Origin of the sequence: Bacillus sp. FSL W8-0770 (assembly GCF_038008705.1) — a bacterium.
GTDB lineage: Bacteria > Bacillota > Bacilli > Bacillales > Bacillaceae_G > Bacillus_A > Bacillus_A cereus.
This window is the reverse complement of the sequence record NZ_JBBOZR010000001.1, coordinates 3999740-4016880: the sequence shown is the minus strand read 5'-3', so window position 1 is coordinate 4016880 and position 17141 is coordinate 3999740. Positions and strand designations below refer to the sequence as shown.

Genomic DNA, 17141 nt, shown 5'->3' with positions numbered 1-17141 from the left:
CTTTTTTGTTTGCAAAAAGTGTTGTCAAAATGTGTGAGAATAACGTGGAAAGTTTTCAAAGGTGGAGTTTGGTGACAAAGCGAATATGAAGAGAATATCAACGCTTCGTTCGTTAAGAGAGCGGTATGAAAGGGCGGAAACAAATTGAAAAAAAGAATCATTTGTTTCGTGTTTTCTAGTTTCATGCTTAGTTCGTGTTCGTTTCAGCAAACGATGCAAGAAGAAAAACACTTTGTGGGAACAACAGGAGGAGCTATGGATCGTGTTACGGATCCTATTCCGCTAAAGGAACTTCCAAAATATTTTCCGGTGAAGTTTAAAGTTCCAACGTTTTTACCGTACGACATTACAAGTGATGTGAAGGAGTCAGGTAGAAATGAGTATATTGAGTTAAATGTTGCGAACTTTCCTTATAGTTTTCCGGATCTTGTGGAAGAGAAGCGATTTCAAGAACAAATGAAACTGAATAATGGAACGTCTGCTTATTTTAAAAAGAAAGATGATTATGAACGTGGTGACGAATTTGCTACGCTTATATGGAAAGAGAAAGGAATTGAATATCAACTGCTGTATCGGAATGTAGAAGAGAACGATGAAAAGGTAATCAAGCAGAATTTATTATACATTGCGAATAAGATGAAATGAAAAAACTAGCTGATTTATTCAGCTAGTTTTTTGTATGTTATTATTTCTTTTTAATTTTGCCTGTCCAAGATTTAAATCCACCTTGTAATTGGTAGAAATCTTTGTAGCCTTGTTTTTTTAAGTATTGCGCTGCACGACCTGTACGGAATCCGCTTTGGCAATATAAGTAAACAGGTTGATCTTGACGAAGTTCTTTATGACGAAGGCGAATTTGTGATAACGGAATGTTACGTGCACCTAAAATATGCCCTGCGTTATATTCGTCTGCTTCACGAATATCGATAAGCTGTGCTTTACGGTAGCCAGCGCGAAATTCTTCTTCTGTAAGAGTTTTAATTAATTTTTTCTGATAGAAGTACATCCATACAGTGTAGCCGATAAATGCTACGATTACGGCTAATAAAATAATCCAAGTTGTTGACACGATTCTATCGCTCCCTTTTTTCTTATCCTACTTTCAATATTATAATGCCCTTATGTATTTATGCAACAGATTCATTTGCATATAAGAAGAAATTTCGTATTCTTTCACAAATTTTGTCGAATTTGGTAGACTAGAGAATGTGAAAAATAATTGGTTATATGAGGTGCAGGATGGGAAAAGAAAAATGGTGTTATATTAACTCTGGTCAATGTTCACCGGCATTTAATATGGCGTTAGATGAATGTTTATTAAATTGGCAAAGTGAAAAGAAAATGCCACCAACAATTCGTTTTTATGAATGGGAAGTACCAACATTAACAGTTGGGTATTTTCAACGTGTTGAAAAAGATATTAATATGGATGTAGTTAACGAAAAGAAATATGGATTCGTTCGTCGTCAAACAGGCGGCAGGGGTGTACTACATGACAAAGAGTTAACGTATAGTGTTATTGTGTCTGAAGATCATCCGAATATGCCGAAAACAGTTACAGAAGCGTATCGTGTTATTTCGCAAGGTTTATTAGATGGTTTTAAGGCATTAGGGTTAGAAGCATATTATGCAGTTCCAAAAACAGAAGCAGATCGTGAAAATTTAAAAAATCCACGTTCAGGCGTATGTTTTGATGCACCATCTTGGTATGAAATTGTAGTGGAAGGACGAAAAATTGCTGGTAGTGCTCAAACACGTCAAAAAGGTGTTATTTTACAGCATGGATCGATTCCATTAGAAATTGATTTAGATGAACTATATGATCTATTTTTATTCCCAAATGAACGTGTGAAGGAACGTATGAAGAGTATGTTCTCTTCTAAAGCAGTAGCAATTAATGAATTAACAGACCGTACATTTACGATAGAACAGTTAATTAAAGCGTTTGAAGTTGGCTTTGAAAAAGGATTGGATGTAGAACTTGTTCCATATGAATTAACAGAAGAACAGTTACATGAAGTTCAAACGTTAGCGAAAGAAAAGTATGAAAGTAATGAGTGGAATTATAAAAAATAAGAGGTGGCGATAGCCACCTCTTATTTTTTTATAGTAAATTAAGTACTTTTTCTACTTTGATTCCTTTATCTTGTAAAGAACGAAGGCGACTTACAACGTCCATAATTTCTTTGTCAAATGTAACGCTGATACCTTGGCTTTGTAGTTCTTCTTTTAAGCTTTCAATAGAATCATCTATGTCGATGCCAAGCTCGTAATCTTGACAAACTTCAATTGTCTTTTTCACGAGTTTAACATAATTTTCTTGTAGTTTTGAATTTGTTTCAGTCAAAGCAGGCTGCTTCGGTTTTGCAGGAGCAACCGGTGCTGTCTCTTGCTTTGTAACTGGAGTAGGGACCGCTTTTTTCACAGGCGCTGGAGTAACTAGTTCTACAGCTGCTTCTACGCTTACTGGCTTCGGTGTCGGTACCGGAGTAGGCTTAGGTGCCATAGCAGGTGTTTCCACACGCGTAACAGGCTTAGGAGCAGGCGTAATTGCTTTTGGAGCTTCTACAACTACTTCTTTTTTCGGTGCTGCTTCTACCTGTGTTTCTTCTTGCTCGGCAGCTTCTTTATTTTCTTTACTCCACATAACGCGTTCAATTTCTAGAGAAACATTGTTTTTGTTCATCGCTGTTAATGTAACTTTACCAACTTCAGCGTTTCCAGTGAAATCAACAATTTTATAAATAACACTCTTGTTCCAATCCACGTTTCCGCTCAAAAATAATTCTTCGTTACATTTCGGCGTTAAGCCCTCGATTTTAATTTCTGCGTTTACACCGTTTTCACTATATACCATAATTAGCGAAGCATTTACATCTTCGTCTGCTAACATTAGTTCACGTACCATTTTGCCGGTGCGTACTTGCGTTTTCTTCTTAACTGACATCTAATTTCTCCTCTCAAAAATTCAGTAATAATAAAAAAATCGTATAACGAAAAATAATTGCTCACGAAGATTTATGATACCGATAATAAAAGCATCACGTCAACAATTAACTTTAATTATTTTGCATTTTTCTTATTTTCTTTATGAAATTTTTCAATTTGTAAAATTAGACAGAAGAAAAAACAGCCTTTTGAAGGGCTGTTAAAAATTTGATTTTTTATATAGTAATTTATATAAAACGTAAAATAGGATAGCGATTAAAGCATTTTGCCAAAAGGTTAGATGATAAATGAGATAAGGTTGCTTTTGGAAATAAATATTTAAGAATACAGCGGAACAAAATGGAGTAGCAAATGCGAATCCAAATAGAATTCTTCTTTTCCAATTCATTTTCTGATCAAAGGAGTAACGCTTTAATAAATATAAAATAAATAGTATACCTAGTATAATTATTGAAACAGACAAAGTAGTTCCAAGGATGCTAAAAGGCGGACTTGATAATGTATTATTTTTTTCAAAGAGAAACATAAAAAATGAAATAATTGCATTTATGCCAAACTGTATAGCAAGAAGTAAGCTAACAGAAAATCCAATTAAAGAAGTTTTTTCTAACTTTGTTTGGGTTGGTAAAGCTGATATAAGTTCATCACAATAAGATTTTAAGTCATCACCAAAAATGTCATAAGCATTTTTATTTTCTACTTGTGCTTCGATAAGATGATCTAATATTTCTAACAAAAGTTCTTCCACTTGATGTTCGGGTACATTAGATAACCGAAGATATACTAACATATCACCATAAGCAATTTCGTTTTCGGAAGTTAGAAGCTCACGTTTTTTATTATTCAATTCAATCATGTCTTGTGCATTCATCCCTATCACTCCCCCTGTAATAAGTTATTTACCGTAGTAGAAACCATTCCCCAGCTTTTTTTAAATTCTTCAAGTTGTTCTAGCCCTTTATCGGTTACGTGATAATATTTTCGCTTTGGACCGAGTGAGGAAGCTTTTAATGTTCCTTCAATCAATTTTTCTTTTTGCATACGTAACAATAATGGATATATGCTTCCTTCGCTTACAAATGTAAATCCGTGTTTATTTAATTTTGTACTCAGTTCATATCCGTACACTTCTTCTTGTGAAATGATGTATAGGATGCAACCTTCTAGTACACCTTTTAACATTTGGCTGTGCATGATTTCACCACCTTTTATTCAGGTAACTTGCGTTGCAAGGTAGCTGGTATCCAAATTATAACATTCAGTAACTTACAATGCAAGTTACTGGGGTGGAAAACTTTAATGTCCCCCATACTAACGAGAGGGCGAAAAGCATATGAGACCATTTATGCCAAAGCTCGTTTACTTTGAACGAAAGGCACTTGAATATCCACTTGGTTTTATAGTTGCGCCAATTTAAATGCATGAAGAATGGGAAGAAGGATACCGTAAACTATTTGAGCGACAAAGATATGACGATACCAAATTTAACGTTTGAATTGATTCAGCATTGTTTTCCGAAACCATCGGAAAATATGTATATAAAAAAGATGATGCAGCAGTATTAAAAGAAACGATAAGAGGTTATAGAAATGAGTTTTTTCTTAATGCAGAAATACAATATTTTACTTAAGGGGAGTCTGTATGCAAATACAGATTCTTTTTTGTTTTATATATTTAGGCTCGTTTTCAACTTGTCACGTTATTCTTTCTGGTGTATCATTTTATTGATTGCTTCGTACGGAATAAGCAAAATGAACTTGGATGGAGGAAACCGATGCCTACCCCTAGTATGGAAGATTATATTGAACAAATTTATTTGTTGATTGATGAAAAGGGTTACGCCCGCGTATCTGATATTGCTGAAGCGCTTAGTGTACATCCATCCTCTGTAACAAAAATGGTGCAAAAATTAGACAAAGATGAATATCTAATTTATGAAAAATATAGAGGGCTTGTATTAACAACAAAAGGTAAAAAAATCGGAGAACGTCTCGTATATCGTCATGACTTGCTAGAGCAATTTATGCGTATTATCGGTGTGGATGAAAGTAAAATTTACAATGATGTAGAAGGAATTGAACATCATTTAAGTTGGGAAGCAATTGATCGCATTGGTGATTTAGTGGAATACTTTGAACAAGATGCAGTCCGAGTGGAAACACTTCGTGGTGTTCAAAGAGCAAATGAAGAGAAAAGTAATTAAGGGGAACGTATGGCGTTTCCTTTTTTATTTCAATTCGAAAAGGATGGGAGAATTATGAAAGCAATTATTTTTGATTTTGATGGATTAATTGTGGACACAGAAACGATATGGTTTCACTCTTTCAGAGATGCTGTTCGTGAATACGGCGGGGAACTACCTTTAGAGGAATTTGCGAAATGCATTGGAACAACAGATGAGGTACTTTATACATATTTAAATGATCAATTAAAAGAGAAGTTTAACAAAAGTGCATTAAAAGAAAAAGTGGCAACTTTACATAAAGAGAAAATGAGAATACCAGAAGCTCGTGACGGGGTAAAAGAATATTTAGAAGAAGCGAAAGAAATGGGATTAAAAATCGCACTAGCTTCTAGTTCTTCTAGAGAATGGGTTATTCATTTTTTAGAAGAGCTACAAATTCGAGAATATTTTGAAGTAATTAAAACGAGAGAAGATGTTGAGAAGGTAAAACCAGATCCAGCTCTTTATCGAGTTGCAATAGAAGAATTAGGAATTAAGCCGTCTGAAGCTGTTGTATTTGAAGATTCATTAAATGGATTGAGAGCAGCAGTTGCAGCGGGATTAACGTGCGTTGTTGTACCTAATGATGTGACACGGAATTTACCATTTGAAAATCATCATCTTCGAATTGAAAGTATGAGAGAGAAAAGTTTAAAAGAAGTGCTTCAAAGTATAAAAAAAGACCGTATTTCCTAAAAGGAAGCACGGTCTTTCTTTTTGCTTTTTTTGCCTTCAATGACAGTTAAATGAGACTGTTTTCTTTTTCGTTTCAAAGTGGAAGAATTCCCTTTTTTACTTTTGTCATTAGAAGTATTTGACTTAAAGAAAGAATTGCCTAGGGGTGCTACATTTTGTTTCCCATGTTTGCGGTTCGATTGTTTTGCCGCACGCTTATATGAGCTTTGTGAATTTGCAGAACCACTGGAATTTGTAAACATCTTGTATAGCAAGTAAAAGATACCAACAACAAGTAACATGTACCCGATATTTCTTAATACACCCATGGGATTTGTAATAACAGATGAAACAAGGCCGAATATTGCCAATCCGATAATAAGCACAAATATAGCGAAAGTAAACGAACGACCGTTCATAAGGGACACCTCCTAAAAACGTATATTAAAATTAGTATATTAACGATGAGGAAAGGAGTTGAACACCATTTTTAAATAATTATTGTTTGTTCTCTAAACGTAATAATTCTTCAAACGATGCAATTGCTACTTCCACTTGATCATCTGTTGGTTCTTTCGTTGTTAATAGTTGTAGCCATAATCCAGGATATCCAAGTACGCGTAATACGGGAATATCTCGTAATCGATTTGTAAATTGTAGTACTTCAAAAGAAATACCAAGTACAACTGGAATTAATAAAATTCGGTTTATAACTCGTGCCCAAAGAGGATCTGTAGGGACTAGGAAATAAACGAACATTCCAATAATGACTGTAAATATAATAAAGCTACTGCCACATCTATAATGGAGACGAGTTTGCTTTTGAACGTTTTCTACAGTCAGAGGAAGGTTATTCTCGTAAGCATTGATTACCTTATGCTCTGCACCGTGATACTGAAATACCCGCTTAATAAGTGGGGTTAAAGAAATAAAGTATATATAGCTCAATAATAGCATGAGCTTAATGACACTTTCGACAATAATTTGCCCAGTATGAGACGGGAAAATCGGTCTTGTTAATTCAGCTAATAGTGCAGGAACTGCTGTGAAAATGACTTTACCGAATATAAAAGATAAAACGCCAACAGCTGCAACTCCTAATACCATCGTTAATTTTGATTGTTCTTCTTTTTTATTTGCAATTTGTTCATCATCTTCTGGGTGGACGTCAAATCGTTCTGAAGCGAAGTTTAAATGCTTTGCTCCATTCGCACTTGCATCCACAATAGCGGCAATCCCTCGTAAAAATGGAATTTTTTTTAGGGTAGATAGTACTTTATTACGAACGCGTGGTAATCGATAAAATTCAATCGATTTATCTTTACGACGAACCGCTGTAACAGTATATTCTCTACCGCCAAACATAACTCCTTCTATGACCGCTTGCCCGCCATATATTTGTTTTGACTCTTCTGCCATGTTAACACCAACCTGTATTTGTTTCTCTCTTATGTAGAAAAAGAGGCAATTGTCATACTGGGTTCTGTCGTTTTGAAATAAGACAATCACCGAGTTTCCTTTATTTTATCGGCAAATACAAGTAGATGACAAGGGAAAATGTTATGAGAGTCGGACATTTCTTATTCTTTTTATAGACAAATTTCGCAGGATTTAAACATGCTTCAAAATAGTTTCGGGCATACTATTGAGCGGAGGTGTCGATGTGAGTCAAGAACAATTAGGAACAAGGAATTTTGTGCAGATTGGTTTGTTTGGTGGAATCTTTTGGGGCGGGATATGGTATTTCCTTCATATATTTTCATTCACGGAGGCGGGCCCGAATTATTTCCTTTTACCATTTGCGTTTGGAAGTTGGAAAGAGGGTGTATGGGGCAATGTGTTCGGAATAGTGTGTATGGGACTTCTTTCAATTTTGATTGTCTTTTTGTATAAAGCATTTTTTGCAAAGTTTGAAGGGATTATAGCGGGAATTATTTATGGGCTATTTTGGTGGGCACTACTGTTTTTGGGGATGGGTTTAATGGCTCCTGTTATTAAAAGTGCGCTCCATTTACCAAAAGAGACAATTGTGACGACAATATGTATTTTTATATTGTATGGTGTGTTTATAGCATATTCTGTTTCTTACGCAGTAAATAGCAATAAAGCAGAACAAGAAGGGTAAGAGAAGACGAACTATTCAAATAAGTAACTCCTATGTTAAAATATTGTATAGATATTTAATATTAAGGAGTTTTAAGAATATGAAAAAGTTACTCCTCGTAAACGGTCCTAACCTAAATCGCCTCGGTGTTCGTGAGGTAAATGTATATGGAAAGGGCACGCTAACGACACTTGAAGCAGATATGAAGCAAGAAGCAGAAACAATGGGAGTGGAGTTAGAATGTTTCCAATCGAATCATGAAGGTGCCATTATCGACATTATTCATGAAGCGGAAGATATATATGAAGGGATCATTTTAAATCCGGGAGCATTTACGCATTATAGCTATGCGATTCGTGATGCCATTGCGAGCATTTCGATTCCTGTTATTGAAGTACATATTTCTAACATTCATCAGCGTGAATCGTTCCGTCATGAATCTGTGACGGCAGCTGTTTGTGCAGGTCAAATTGTAGGATTTGGTTTTTATGGCTATAAGTTAGCGTTATTTGCATTAATGGAGAAATTGAGGGAGGCATAAAGTAATGGAGAAAATTGAAAGATTACGAAGTGCATTTGATGAGGCTGGTATTGACGGTATTTTGTTAACAAATGAACATAGTCGTAGATATATGGCTAACTTCACAGGAACAGCAGGCGTTGTTCTTATTTCAAAAGATCGTGCTCAATTTATTACAGATTTCCGTTACGTCGAGCAGGCAAGTAAACAAGCGGTTGGATATGAGGTTGTACAGCACGCAGGATTAATCATTGATGAAGTGGCAAAGCAAGTGAAAGAGCTTGGAATTCAAAAACTTGGTTTTGAGCAAGATACTCTTACATATAGTTCTTATTCAGTGCATAAGGAAGCGATTGATGCTGAATTTATCCCGACTTCTGGACTTGTAGAAAAGTTACGCTTGATAAAGACTGATTCAGAGATTAAGATATTAAAGGAAGCTGCACAGATTGCAGATGCTGCCTTTGAGCATATTCTATCATTCATTCGCCCGGGAGTATCTGAAATTGAAGTGTCAAATGAACTTGAATTTTTCATGAGAAAACAAGGAGCAACATCTTCTTCGTTTGATATTATCGTTGCTTCAGGTCTTCGTTCGGCATTACCGCACGGCGTGGCATCTGAAAAAGTGATAGAAACAGGAGATTTCGTTACATTAGACTTCGGCGCTTATTACAAAGGATATTGCTCTGATATTACTCGTACGATTGCAGTCGGTGAACCATCTGATAAATTAAAAGAAATTTATAATATCGTTTTAGAAGCACAACTACGTGGTGTGAACGGTATTAAAGCTGGTTTAACAGGTCGCGAGGCTGATGCGCTAACGCGTGACTACATAACGGAAAAAGGATATGGTGAATACTTTGGACACTCTACTGGTCATGGAATAGGTCTTGAAATCCATGAAGCACCAGGTTTAGCGTTCCGTTCTCATACAGTACTTGAACCAGGTATGGCTGTAACAGTAGAACCAGGTATTTATATTCCAGGTATTGGCGGCGTACGTATTGAAGATGATATCATTGTGACAAGTGAAGGTAATGAAGTAATTACGAAATCACCAAAAGAACTTATTATTTTGTAATACACAGGAGGATTTTTTTACATGATTTCAGTAAACGATTTTCGTACAGGTTTAACAATTTCAGTGGACAATGCCCTTTGGCAAGTACTTGATTTCCAACACGTAAAGCCAGGTAAAGGTGCTGCATTCGTTCGTTCTAAACTACGTAATCTTCGCACAGGTTCTGTTCAAGAGAAAACATTCCGTGCAGGTGAGAAAGTAGAAAAAGCACACATCGAAAACCGTCGTATGCAATACTTATACGCAAGCGGTGAGGCTCACGTATTTATGGATAACGGAACTTATGAGCAAATCGAACTTGGTGAAAAACAAATCGAGCGCGAGCTTAAATTCCTAAAAGAAAACATGGAAGTAGCAATCATGACTTACCAAGGCGAAGTACTTGGTGTTGAACTTCCAAACACAGTTGAATTACAAGTTACAGAAACAGAGCCTGGTATTAAAGGTGATACTGCTTCTAACGTAACAAAACCAGCTACATTAGAAACTGGTCTTGTTGTACAAGTACCAATCTTCATTAACGAAGGCGAAATGCTTATCATCAACACTGGTGAAGGTAAATACGTTTCTCGTGCATAGTAGAAAAGCACTCGTGATAATTCACGAGTGCTTTTTTTATAGGAAATAGGGTAGATAGTAAATAGCTGTTATTATAAAACTGACTAAAACAAGTGAAAGAGTACCCATAATAGATGGAGTCAAAACAATTTGAAATGGTTTTATTTCGCCAGTCTCAACGCCAGTTAATGTTTTACTTATTGCGTGATCTGTAATGTTATTTCTATGGTTACTCATAATAATTAACCACATAATTGCAAATATTGCTAAACTACCAAGGAAAAAGGTCTCTATAAATGACCAACCGACCAATAATGAAAAAAGATAAATAAGAGCTAATTCTACTACAACGGTTAAACTAACTTTCAATGCCTTCATATTTTTCCCCCTCATTCTGTAATTTCAACCAGTTTAAAAAATTTTCACGTGACACGACATGCAGAGAGCAAGGTGACTTTACTTCTTTCTCTAGTGCAGCGTGTTCGTCTGGAAACTTGTTTTCCACATGCAATGAAATATAAGGTAGTTTTTCTTGTGCTTTTAAAGAGCGGATATTATTCGTTTTAGCACCAGCAAATACGTAGGAAAGTTGTAAGTCTAAAAAGGCGATTTTAAAGATTTCTTTTTTAGCAGCCTCGTTATAGCCTTTTCCCCAGTACGGATAGCCGAGCCAACTACCAATGTGAGATTGCTTTTTCTCATTATTAATATGTTTAAGTGTGGTGAGGCCAATTATTTCATTTTCTTCATTCACAATCATTCTCGATAAGGACTTCTTTTGACGCTCTTCGTCTATTGCGAAAAGAAGAAATGTTTTCGTGTCTTCGATGTTTTCTACCGTTATCCCCAATGCATTTTTTATATGTGGATCACTTGATAGCTCGAAAATCACATTTGTATAGCATAAATCTAGTGGTAATAAAGTGACGTGCTGCATGGTTTAAACCTCTTTTAAACTAAATATACCATAATATACCATGAAATAATATGAATATTCAGATTGTAATTCGGAATTTAGAGAAAAATTATGTTTTTACTTCTGAAATAGACAACCTCTGCATATGGTTGTACAAATATATTCTTTTTTAGAATACGAAGTTAGTAACTGTTACGGGAGAAGGTGGAAGAATGAAACAGTGGCTAGCGGCAATGGAAACATCCGTGCTTGTTATGGGGGCACTTCGATTATTTTCAGGTAGTGCGGAGATATTTGCTGCTTTGCTTATGCTTTATGTGAATGATGCGAAGAAAGCGTTGTTTATAAATGGTATGTTGGCGTTTGTTGGACCTACCGTATTAATTTTAACAATGACAATTGGGATAGCGAGTGTAGCAAGTGAAATTTCTTTCTTGAAGCTCTTTTTTCTAGCGCTTGGAATTTGCTGTATTTTTATCGCATTACTGAAATAGTAAGTCGAGTATAGTGGGGAGAAGCCGATGAAAGAGGTATTAGAAGTTTTACCAAAAACGATGAAGTACTTAATTGAAGAATGTAAGCAATACGATGCTTTAGAGGAAATTCGTGTTCGAATTGGAAGGCCGCTAGAGTGTATTGCACACGGAAAGGTGTTTTTTTATGACTATATCACTACTGCAGAGGATGCTATTTACTTATTGAATAAGTTAAGTCAATTCTCAATTTATACGATGGAAGAGGAATTAAAACGTGGGTATGTGACGCTTCGCGGGGGGCATAGAATCGGGTTAGCAGGAAAAGTTATTACAGAAAAAAGCGCAGTGAAAATGATTCGTGATGTCTCTTCCTTTAATATTCGTATTGCTCGTCAAAAAATAGGGATTGCTGAACCGCTTTTGCCATATTTGTATGAAAAAAGGTGGTTAAACACGATGGTAATTGGCCCTCCCCAAACGGGTAAAACGACACTTTTAAGAGATGTAGCACGTTGCATGAGTCAAGGGGTAAGTGCTTCGGAAATTCCTTCCTGTAAAGTGGGGATCGTTGATGAACGGTCAGAAATTGCTGGTTGTGTGAAAGGGATCCCGCAATATGATTTTGGTACCCGAGTCGATGTGTTAGACGCATGTCCAAAGGCAGAAGGAATGATGATGATGATTCGTTCTATGAGTCCTGATATTTTGATCGTAGATGAAATTGGCCGTAAAGAAGATAGTGAAGCAATTATGGAGGCAGTGCATGCAGGTGTCCAGCTTTTTATAAGCGCACACGGATTTTCCTATGAGGATGTTGTGAGACGTCCATCGCTCAAGGCAGTGCTAGAGCTTGGTATATTTGATAGGTTTGTGGAGTTGTCAAAAGCGAGGGGTCCAGGAACGGTTATGCAGGTGAAAGATAAATATGGAAAACCAGTGTTATCAAATAGAAAGGCTGAGGGCGTATGGTGAAAATATTTGGTGCAGTGTTAATCGTTGCGGTCAGCACCTTTTTCGGGTTTTCGTATGCTAAAAGATACAGTGAGAGACCGAGGCAACTTAGGTTATTAAAATCAGCACTTCAATCATTAGAGGCAGAAATTATGTATGGACACACACCTTTATCTGAGGCTGCCGAGCGATTAGTTAAACAAATGCCAAAGCCATTAAATTGGATATTTCAAAGTTTCGCTAAAAAACTAGAAAGTGGAGAACAAACAGTAAGGGAAGCTTGGATAGATAGTTTGAAAGAGAATTGGAAGTTGACGGCTTTTCAACAAACCGAGTATGAAATACTGCAGCAATTTGGTGAAACGCTCGGGCAACATGATCGTGAATCACAACAAAAACATATTCGCTTATGTATTACACATTTGGAGAGAGAAGAAGAGGAAGCGAAAGCTTTACAACTGCAATACGAAAAAATGATTAAGAGCTTAGGGGTACTAGCAGGGCTACTTATTGTAATTTTACTGCTATAGGGGGGAGAAAGGCGATGTCCATTGATGTTGGATTAATATTTCAAATCGCCGGAATCGGCATTGTTTTAGCTTTCATTCATACTGTACTAAAAGAATTGAAGCGTGAGGATATTGCAAATTGGGTTATCCTTGTCGGTTTTGTCGTCATTTTATTTCATGTTGCATTTTTAATTAATACGCTATTCGACAAGATTAAAAGTGTCTTTCTCTTCCAGTAAAGGAGGCGGTTCGAATCGAAATTATACAAATTGTCGGATTAGGCCTCGTTGCTACGTTTTTAGCTGCTGTTTTGAACCAGCATAAATCTAGTATTACATCTTTATTTATTGTGTTCGTAGGTAGCGTGATGTTTCTTATTTTAATCGATCAAATTCATTCTATTTTACAAATGATTGAGAGAGTAGCGAGTGAAGCGAAAGTTAGCAACGTCTACGTGGAAACGTTACTAAAAATTATTGGAATTGCTTATATTGCCGAGTTTGGAGCTCAAATTACAAAAGATGCTGGTCAAGGTGCCATCGCTTCGAAAATTGAACTTGCTGGGAAAATCTTAATTCTCGTTATGGCAATTCCTATTTTGACGGTTGTAATTGAAACTATTCTCGGATTTTTACCGACGGGATAAGGGGGAGTGAATGTTGAGGAGGTTTGGAGCTAAGCTGCTATTTGCTTGCTTCCTTTTCTTTTCTTTACCGGTTGTTGTACAAGCTTCTCCTGTAGAAACAAACGTCGTTGATCAACAATTGGATAAGCTCGGAATTGAAGATGTGAAGCAATTTTGGGACGGGCTTGTTACAAAATATGGTGGCTATTTGCCAGAGAGTCAAAAAGGGAGTTTTATGGAGTTTGTAAAGGGAGAAAAAGAATTCTCTCTAAAAGAGTGGATGATAGGGTTATTAAAATATTTATTTCATGAGCTTGCAGCTAATGGAAAACTGCTTGGCACACTCATTATGCTCACAATCTTTAGTGCATTGTTGCAATCACTGCAATCCGCTTTTTCAAAAAGTAGTGTAAGTAAAATTGCTGATGCTGTTGTATATATGGTACTTATTATTTTTGCTTTAAATAGTTTTTATGTCGTTATGACATATGCAAGAGAAACGATACAAACAATGGTAGATTTCATATTAGCGCTATTGCCAATTTTATTGGCGCTTATAGCGACTGGTGGCGGGGTTGTATCTGTATCTTTCTTTCATCCGATTATCATTTTCTTAATGAATACAAGCGGGCTTCTTATGAATTATATCGTTCTACCGCTTTTATTACTGGCAACGATATTAAGTATTGTAAGTACAATGAGTGATCAATATAAAGTTACAAAATTGTCCAAGCTTCTGCAAAACGTTAGCGTTGGGATTATCGGTATCTTCTTAACGATTTTTTTAGGGGTATTATCTGTACAAGGAACAGCGACAGCCGTTGCTGATGGCATAGCTGTGAAAACTGCTAAATTTGTAACAGGAAACTTCATTCCAGTAGTTGGAAGGATGTTTACGGAAGCGGCAGATACTGTTATTAGCGCATCAGGATTATTGAAAAACACAGTCGGAATTATTGGGCTCGTCATTTTATGCTTAATTGTTGCTTTTCCTGCGATTCAAATTTTCTGTATTGCATTTATTTATAAATTCGCAGCAGCAGTATTACAACCGGTTGGTGGCGGAGCAATTATTCAATGTTTAGACATTATTGGAAGAAGCATCATTTACGTATTTGCTTGCTTAGCTATCGTATCATTTATGTTCTTTTTAAGTATTACAATTATTATTGCTGCGGGGAATATTACACTTATGATGCGGTAGGAGGTGAAGAGTATGCAATTTGTTACAGAGTGGGTCAGAAATATTATCGTTTTTTTGCTCTTAGCGACAATGCTTCATCTTATTCTTCCAAATTCGAATTTGCAAAAATACGTTAAATTTGTTGTAAGTCTTTTGTTAGTCGTATTAATTTTAACACCCCTTTTTAAACTATTGCAGACAGATGTAAATGAAGTAATTGCAAATTTTAATGAAGAAAAGTACGTAGCAGAAGGATCTGTAAAAAATTCAATAGATTCGAAGAAAAAAGAAATACAAGCTCTAACACGTGCATATAGTTTAGAAGAGATGGCTACCAAAATGAAAAAAGAAGTAGGAAAAGAGTTTGAGAAAAAGTATGGTATGGCTGTCTCTGAAATACAAATAGTCGCAGCAGAAAATATAGAAGAAGTAAAGTCAGCGAAAGATATTCAATCTGTTGTTGTGACGTTGAAAGAAAAAGAACGTAGTAAAAATGATGCAATCGAAACAGTAAAGCCAATTGAAATTAACACGAAAGAGCCTCCAAAAAAAGTGGAAGAAACGAATGGAGAAATGAAAGATTTCTTTTCAAGCAGGTGGCAACTAGAGGGTAAACAAATCCAAGTTCAAATGGAAGGGAGGACAGGTAGAGTAAATGGACAATAAAGATAAAAATTCGAAGTTCTCATTTTTTCGAAACTTATTGAATGGGGATCAAAAAGAAAGCAACGAGAAGGGTAAAAAGGTAACACCTAAGTTTTTACTTGTCCTACTCATACTTGGAATTTTGCTTATGTTTTCTAGTAGTCTCTTTTCAAGTAAAAAAGAAGAAGTACCTGTATTTAAAGAACAAAAAACTCAAAACCAAGAAAAAGACGTACCAACTTTCGGACAAAAAAGTAATGATAGTATGTCAAATGTAGAAAAATATGAAAAAGCGTATGAACAAGAATTAAAAACTGCTTTAGAAGAAATAGCAGGAGTAAAAGACGTAACGATTAAAGTGAATTTAGATTCATCTGAAGAAAAAATTTTAGAAAAAAATACAGTGAAACGCTCACAAACAACAGGTGAAACAGATAAAACAGGCGGTAAGAGAGAAGTAGAGGACGAGTCTCTTGATGAAAAGACTGTCATTATACGTGAAGGGGATAAAGAAACTCCTGTTGTTTTACGAACAGAGAAGCCGAAAGTACGTGGTGTTCTTGTCGTAGCAAAGGGAGTGGATAATATACAAGTTAAAGCAATGGTAAAAGAAGCTGTGATAAGGCTGCTAGATGTACCGGCCCATCGCGTTTCAGTTTCACCGAAAAATTGATAGGGAGGAAATAAAGTGTTAAAAAAACAAACAGTTTGGTTATTAACGATGTTAAGTTTAGTTGTTGTACTATCTGTGTATTACGTGACAACTCCTGACAAAATGAATACAGCATCGCCAGCAACAGGTGAAAAGATTGGACAAGAAAAACAAGGTACTGATAAAGCAGTAACAAACGAAGCGCCTAAAGAAACTCCGAAAAAAGAAAATACAAGCAAAGAAACAACAAATAAAGAAACAGACAAAAAAGAAAATGCAAAAAAAGAAACAAGTAAAAAAGAGGGCAATGTATCAGTTCAATCAAGTGATGAGAATTTCACAGCTTTACGTATGCAAATGGAAGATCAGCGTAGTGAACAAAAAGCAAAATTACAAGAAGTGATGAGTTCAACAAAAGCTTCAGCAACAGAAAAGAATAAAGCGAAAGAAAATTTTGATGCCATTACGACAATGGAAACGAAGCAAGAATTACTTGAGACAGTAATTAAATCTCAAGGAGGATATCCAGATGCTCTTGTAAGAGCTGATGGTACTGATATTAGAGTAACGGTTAAAGCGGCAAAACATTCACAGAAAGAAGCAAATAAAATTATTCAACTTGTAAGAAGTGAAGGCGGATCAAAAGATGTAGGTGTGAAATTTGATCCACCAGCGAAATAAGTGAAACCTTAATCCGTAGGGATTTCCCTACGGATTATTATCTTTTACTAAGCAAAGGGTATGCAAATAGTAAAATAGAGTATGTAAGTAAACGTGTGTATAGAAAAAAGCTATCATTTTCGATAGCTTTTTTCTATTTCGTCTTTGTAATTATTTTTACTATGTTCAACTCGGAATGGAGAAACACGTTGTGAGTAAAAGATTAATGGTTCATGGTACTGATGATTACTTTTTCCAGATTTGACGTGGATGCAAAGAACGCATGCCCAAACGATTACGGCAGGTAAAAAGAGAATGAGCCATATCATATTTCCACACCTCGACACAATATATTTTCTACACTTTGAACATACTATTCTTATATGAAGGAATGATGAATGGCGTGT

At 35.8% G+C, this 17141-nt stretch carries 26 protein-coding genes and 1 pseudogene; 18 read left to right on the top strand and 9 right to left on the bottom strand.

Annotated elements, in window-relative coordinates; genetic code table 11:
- The first annotated feature begins 168 nt into the window (after nucleotides 1–168).
- Nucleotides 169–645, top strand: coding sequence for a hypothetical protein (locus NST27_RS20620; protein WP_047387056.1), 477 nt, complete (start codon nucleotides 169–171; stop codon nucleotides 643–645).
- 40 nt (nucleotides 646–685) lie between these two features.
- On the opposite strand, the gene NST27_RS20615 is transcribed toward NST27_RS20620, so the two are convergent.
- Nucleotides 686–1069 (bottom strand): rhodanese-like domain-containing protein, encoded by a 384-nt coding sequence (locus NST27_RS20615; protein WP_000108653.1) that lies wholly within the window; start codon nucleotides 1067–1069, stop codon nucleotides 686–688.
- A 170-nt stretch (nucleotides 1070–1239) separates the two neighbouring features.
- On the opposite strand from NST27_RS20615, the gene NST27_RS20610 reads away from it, so the two are divergent.
- Complete coding sequence (locus NST27_RS20610) at nucleotides 1240–2076, top strand: lipoate--protein ligase family protein (protein ID WP_000514081.1); 837 nt, start codon at nucleotides 1240–1242, stop codon at nucleotides 2074–2076.
- A 28-nt stretch (nucleotides 2077–2104) separates the two neighbouring features.
- On the opposite strand, the gene NST27_RS20605 is transcribed toward NST27_RS20610, so the two are convergent.
- From NST27_RS20605 to NST27_RS20595, 3 genes are all read right to left on the bottom strand, one after another.
- On the bottom strand, nucleotides 2105–2947 hold the full coding sequence (locus NST27_RS20605) for a hypothetical protein (protein WP_000111900.1): 843 nt from the start codon (nucleotides 2945–2947) through the stop codon (nucleotides 2105–2107).
- 201 nt (nucleotides 2948–3148) lie between these two features.
- Nucleotides 3149–3820, bottom strand: coding sequence for a DUF1129 family protein (locus NST27_RS20600; protein ID WP_000993590.1), 672 nt, complete (start codon nucleotides 3818–3820; stop codon nucleotides 3149–3151).
- Between the two features lie 5 nt (nucleotides 3821–3825).
- Nucleotides 3826–4143 (bottom strand): PadR family transcriptional regulator, encoded by a 318-nt coding sequence (locus NST27_RS20595; protein ID WP_000556081.1) that lies wholly within the window; start codon nucleotides 4141–4143, stop codon nucleotides 3826–3828.
- Between the two features lie 190 nt (nucleotides 4144–4333).
- On the opposite strand from NST27_RS20595, the pseudogene NST27_RS20590 reads away from it, so the two are divergent.
- The 3 genes and pseudogenes from NST27_RS20590 to NST27_RS20580 all read left to right on the top strand — a co-directional run.
- Nucleotides 4334–4579, top strand: a pseudogene (locus NST27_RS20590) (spore photoproduct lyase family protein); the annotation flags it as partial.
- A 144-nt stretch (nucleotides 4580–4723) separates the two neighbouring features.
- Entirely contained in the window at nucleotides 4724–5152 is a 429-nt protein-coding gene (gene mntR / locus NST27_RS20585) for a transcriptional regulator MntR (RefSeq protein WP_001143083.1), read from the top strand.
- Between the two features lie 54 nt (nucleotides 5153–5206).
- The gene (locus tag NST27_RS20580; protein WP_025966333.1) at nucleotides 5207–5869 is read left to right on the top strand and encodes an HAD family hydrolase; all 663 of its coding nucleotides are present in this window, start codon (nucleotides 5207–5209) and stop codon (nucleotides 5867–5869) included.
- On the opposite strand, the gene NST27_RS20575 is transcribed toward NST27_RS20580, so the two are convergent.
- Entirely contained in the window at nucleotides 5866–6267 is a 402-nt protein-coding gene (locus NST27_RS20575) for an SA1362 family protein (RefSeq protein WP_001014463.1), read from the bottom strand. The genes NST27_RS20580 and NST27_RS20575 overlap by 4 nt on opposite strands.
- Nucleotides 6268–6346: 79 nt before the next feature.
- Nucleotides 6347–7267 carry a DUF1385 domain-containing protein gene (locus tag NST27_RS20570; protein WP_000807121.1) on the bottom strand — a complete coding sequence of 307 codons (921 nt, stop codon included), beginning with the start codon at nucleotides 7265–7267 and terminating at the stop codon, nucleotides 6347–6349.
- A gap of 244 nt (nucleotides 7268–7511) precedes the next feature.
- Here NST27_RS20570 and NST27_RS20565 point away from each other — a divergent pair, with 244 nt between their 5' ends.
- The 4 genes from NST27_RS20565 to efp all read left to right on the top strand — a co-directional run bounded on the left by NST27_RS20565 (nucleotide 7512) and on the right by efp (nucleotide 10138).
- Complete coding sequence (locus NST27_RS20565; RefSeq protein ID WP_000076882.1) at nucleotides 7512–7973, top strand: YqhR family membrane protein; 462 nt, start codon at nucleotides 7512–7514, stop codon at nucleotides 7971–7973.
- Nucleotides 7974–8052: 79 nt separating this feature from the next.
- Entirely contained in the window at nucleotides 8053–8493 is a 441-nt protein-coding gene (gene aroQ, locus NST27_RS20560; protein ID WP_000735147.1) for a type II 3-dehydroquinate dehydratase, read from the top strand.
- 4 nt (nucleotides 8494–8497) lie between these two features.
- Nucleotides 8498–9559, top strand: coding sequence for a Xaa-Pro dipeptidase (pepQ, locus tag NST27_RS20555; protein WP_000411041.1), 1062 nt, complete (start codon nucleotides 8498–8500; stop codon nucleotides 9557–9559).
- A 21-nt stretch (nucleotides 9560–9580) separates the two neighbouring features.
- Nucleotides 9581–10138, top strand: a complete 558-nt coding sequence (efp, locus tag NST27_RS20550; RefSeq protein WP_000626516.1) for an elongation factor P — start codon at nucleotides 9581–9583, stop codon at nucleotides 10136–10138.
- Between the two features lie 36 nt (nucleotides 10139–10174).
- Here the strand turns inward: efp and NST27_RS20545 are convergent, their stop codons facing one another.
- Together NST27_RS20545 and NST27_RS20540 are read right to left on the bottom strand one after the other, a co-directional pair.
- Nucleotides 10175–10495 carry a hypothetical protein gene (locus NST27_RS20545; protein ID WP_000645695.1) on the bottom strand — a complete coding sequence of 107 codons (321 nt, stop codon included), beginning with the start codon at nucleotides 10493–10495 and terminating at the stop codon, nucleotides 10175–10177.
- Complete coding sequence (locus NST27_RS20540) at nucleotides 10476–11054, bottom strand: GNAT family N-acetyltransferase (protein WP_001164984.1); 579 nt, start codon at nucleotides 11052–11054, stop codon at nucleotides 10476–10478. The genes NST27_RS20545 and NST27_RS20540 overlap by 20 nt, the downstream gene beginning before the upstream one ends.
- 191 nt (nucleotides 11055–11245) lie before the next feature.
- Here NST27_RS20540 and NST27_RS20535 point away from each other — a divergent pair, with 191 nt between their 5' ends.
- The 9 genes from NST27_RS20535 to NST27_RS20495 are packed head-to-tail and all read left to right on the top strand — an operon-like array spanning nucleotide 11246 to nucleotide 16755.
- Nucleotides 11246–11527: a YqhV family protein gene (locus NST27_RS20535; protein ID WP_000816050.1), complete on the top strand. Its 282-nt coding sequence runs from the start codon at nucleotides 11246–11248 to the stop codon at nucleotides 11525–11527.
- Between the two features lie 27 nt (nucleotides 11528–11554).
- Nucleotides 11555–12481, top strand: coding sequence for a stage III sporulation protein AA (gene spoIIIAA / locus NST27_RS20530; RefSeq protein WP_000665905.1), 927 nt, complete (start codon nucleotides 11555–11557; stop codon nucleotides 12479–12481).
- Nucleotides 12475–12990, top strand: a complete 516-nt coding sequence (spoIIIAB, locus tag NST27_RS20525; protein ID WP_000238702.1) for a stage III sporulation protein SpoIIIAB — start codon at nucleotides 12475–12477, stop codon at nucleotides 12988–12990. The genes spoIIIAA and spoIIIAB overlap by 7 nt, the downstream gene beginning before the upstream one ends.
- Nucleotides 12991–13004: 14 nt before the next feature.
- Nucleotides 13005–13208 (top strand): stage III sporulation protein AC, encoded by a 204-nt coding sequence (gene spoIIIAC, locus NST27_RS20520; RefSeq protein WP_000020914.1) that lies wholly within the window; start codon nucleotides 13005–13007, stop codon nucleotides 13206–13208.
- Nucleotides 13209–13231: 23 nt separating this feature from the next.
- Complete coding sequence (gene spoIIIAD / locus NST27_RS20515) at nucleotides 13232–13615, top strand: stage III sporulation protein AD (RefSeq protein WP_077393170.1); 384 nt, start codon at nucleotides 13232–13234, stop codon at nucleotides 13613–13615.
- A 10-nt stretch (nucleotides 13616–13625) separates the two neighbouring features.
- Nucleotides 13626–14798 (top strand): stage III sporulation protein AE, encoded by a 1173-nt coding sequence (gene spoIIIAE, locus NST27_RS20510; RefSeq protein ID WP_000946110.1) that lies wholly within the window; start codon nucleotides 13626–13628, stop codon nucleotides 14796–14798.
- Nucleotides 14799–14810: 12 nt separating this feature from the next.
- The gene (gene spoIIIAF / locus NST27_RS20505; RefSeq protein ID WP_047386803.1) at nucleotides 14811–15443 is read left to right on the top strand and encodes a stage III sporulation protein AF; all 633 of its coding nucleotides are present in this window, start codon (nucleotides 14811–14813) and stop codon (nucleotides 15441–15443) included.
- Nucleotides 15433–16095 carry a stage III sporulation protein AG gene (gene spoIIIAG / locus NST27_RS20500; RefSeq protein WP_000368890.1) on the top strand — a complete coding sequence of 221 codons (663 nt, stop codon included), beginning with the start codon at nucleotides 15433–15435 and terminating at the stop codon, nucleotides 16093–16095. Before spoIIIAF ends, spoIIIAG begins: the two co-directional genes overlap by 11 nt.
- Before the next feature lie 15 nt (nucleotides 16096–16110).
- Entirely contained in the window at nucleotides 16111–16755 is a 645-nt protein-coding gene (locus NST27_RS20495) for a SpoIIIAH-like family protein (RefSeq protein ID WP_000914710.1), read from the top strand.
- Between the two features lie 113 nt (nucleotides 16756–16868).
- On the opposite strand, the gene NST27_RS20490 is transcribed toward NST27_RS20495, so the two are convergent.
- Nucleotides 16869–17063, bottom strand: a complete 195-nt coding sequence (locus NST27_RS20490; protein ID WP_002000935.1) for a hypothetical protein — start codon at nucleotides 17061–17063, stop codon at nucleotides 16869–16871.
- Between the last annotated feature and the right edge of the window lie 78 nt (nucleotides 17064–17141).

Excerpts from the sequence above, each read along its gene's own strand:
- NST27_RS20610 (WP_000514081.1), top strand. The coding sequence starts at position 1,240 with ATGGGAAAAGAAAAATGGTGTTATATTAACTCTGGTCAATGTTCACCG.
- NST27_RS20605 (WP_000111900.1), bottom strand. The coding sequence starts at position 2,947 with ATGTCAGTTAAGAAGAAAACGCAAGTACGCACCGGCAAAATGGTACGT.
- NST27_RS20600 (WP_000993590.1), bottom strand. The coding sequence starts at position 3,820 with ATGAATGCACAAGACATGATTGAATTGAATAATAAAAAACGTGAGCTT.
- NST27_RS20595 (WP_000556081.1), bottom strand. The coding sequence starts at position 4,143 with ATGCACAGCCAAATGTTAAAAGGTGTACTAGAAGGTTGCATCCTATAC.
- mntR (WP_001143083.1), top strand. The coding sequence starts at position 4,724 with ATGCCTACCCCTAGTATGGAAGATTATATTGAACAAATTTATTTGTTG.
- NST27_RS20580 (WP_025966333.1), top strand. The coding sequence starts at position 5,207 with ATGAAAGCAATTATTTTTGATTTTGATGGATTAATTGTGGACACAGAA.
- NST27_RS20575 (WP_001014463.1), bottom strand. The coding sequence starts at position 6,267 with ATGAACGGTCGTTCGTTTACTTTCGCTATATTTGTGCTTATTATCGGA.
- NST27_RS20570 (WP_000807121.1), bottom strand. The coding sequence starts at position 7,267 with ATGGCAGAAGAGTCAAAACAAATATATGGCGGGCAAGCGGTCATAGAA.
- aroQ (WP_000735147.1), top strand. The coding sequence starts at position 8,053 with ATGAAAAAGTTACTCCTCGTAAACGGTCCTAACCTAAATCGCCTCGGT.
- pepQ (WP_000411041.1), top strand. The coding sequence starts at position 8,498 with ATGGAGAAAATTGAAAGATTACGAAGTGCATTTGATGAGGCTGGTATT.
- efp (WP_000626516.1), top strand. The coding sequence starts at position 9,581 with ATGATTTCAGTAAACGATTTTCGTACAGGTTTAACAATTTCAGTGGAC.
- NST27_RS20545 (WP_000645695.1), bottom strand. The coding sequence starts at position 10,495 with ATGAAGGCATTGAAAGTTAGTTTAACCGTTGTAGTAGAATTAGCTCTT.
- NST27_RS20540 (WP_001164984.1), bottom strand. The coding sequence starts at position 11,054 with ATGCAGCACGTCACTTTATTACCACTAGATTTATGCTATACAAATGTG.
- NST27_RS20535 (WP_000816050.1), top strand. The coding sequence starts at position 11,246 with ATGAAACAGTGGCTAGCGGCAATGGAAACATCCGTGCTTGTTATGGGG.
- spoIIIAA (WP_000665905.1), top strand. The coding sequence starts at position 11,555 with ATGAAAGAGGTATTAGAAGTTTTACCAAAAACGATGAAGTACTTAATT.
- spoIIIAB (WP_000238702.1), top strand. The coding sequence starts at position 12,475 with ATGGTGAAAATATTTGGTGCAGTGTTAATCGTTGCGGTCAGCACCTTT.
- spoIIIAC (WP_000020914.1), top strand. The coding sequence starts at position 13,005 with ATGTCCATTGATGTTGGATTAATATTTCAAATCGCCGGAATCGGCATT.
- spoIIIAE (WP_000946110.1), top strand. The coding sequence starts at position 13,626 with ATGTTGAGGAGGTTTGGAGCTAAGCTGCTATTTGCTTGCTTCCTTTTC.
- spoIIIAF (WP_047386803.1), top strand. The coding sequence starts at position 14,811 with ATGCAATTTGTTACAGAGTGGGTCAGAAATATTATCGTTTTTTTGCTC.
- spoIIIAG (WP_000368890.1), top strand. The coding sequence starts at position 15,433 with ATGGACAATAAAGATAAAAATTCGAAGTTCTCATTTTTTCGAAACTTA.
- NST27_RS20490 (WP_002000935.1), bottom strand. The coding sequence starts at position 17,063 with ATGATATGGCTCATTCTCTTTTTACCTGCCGTAATCGTTTGGGCATGC.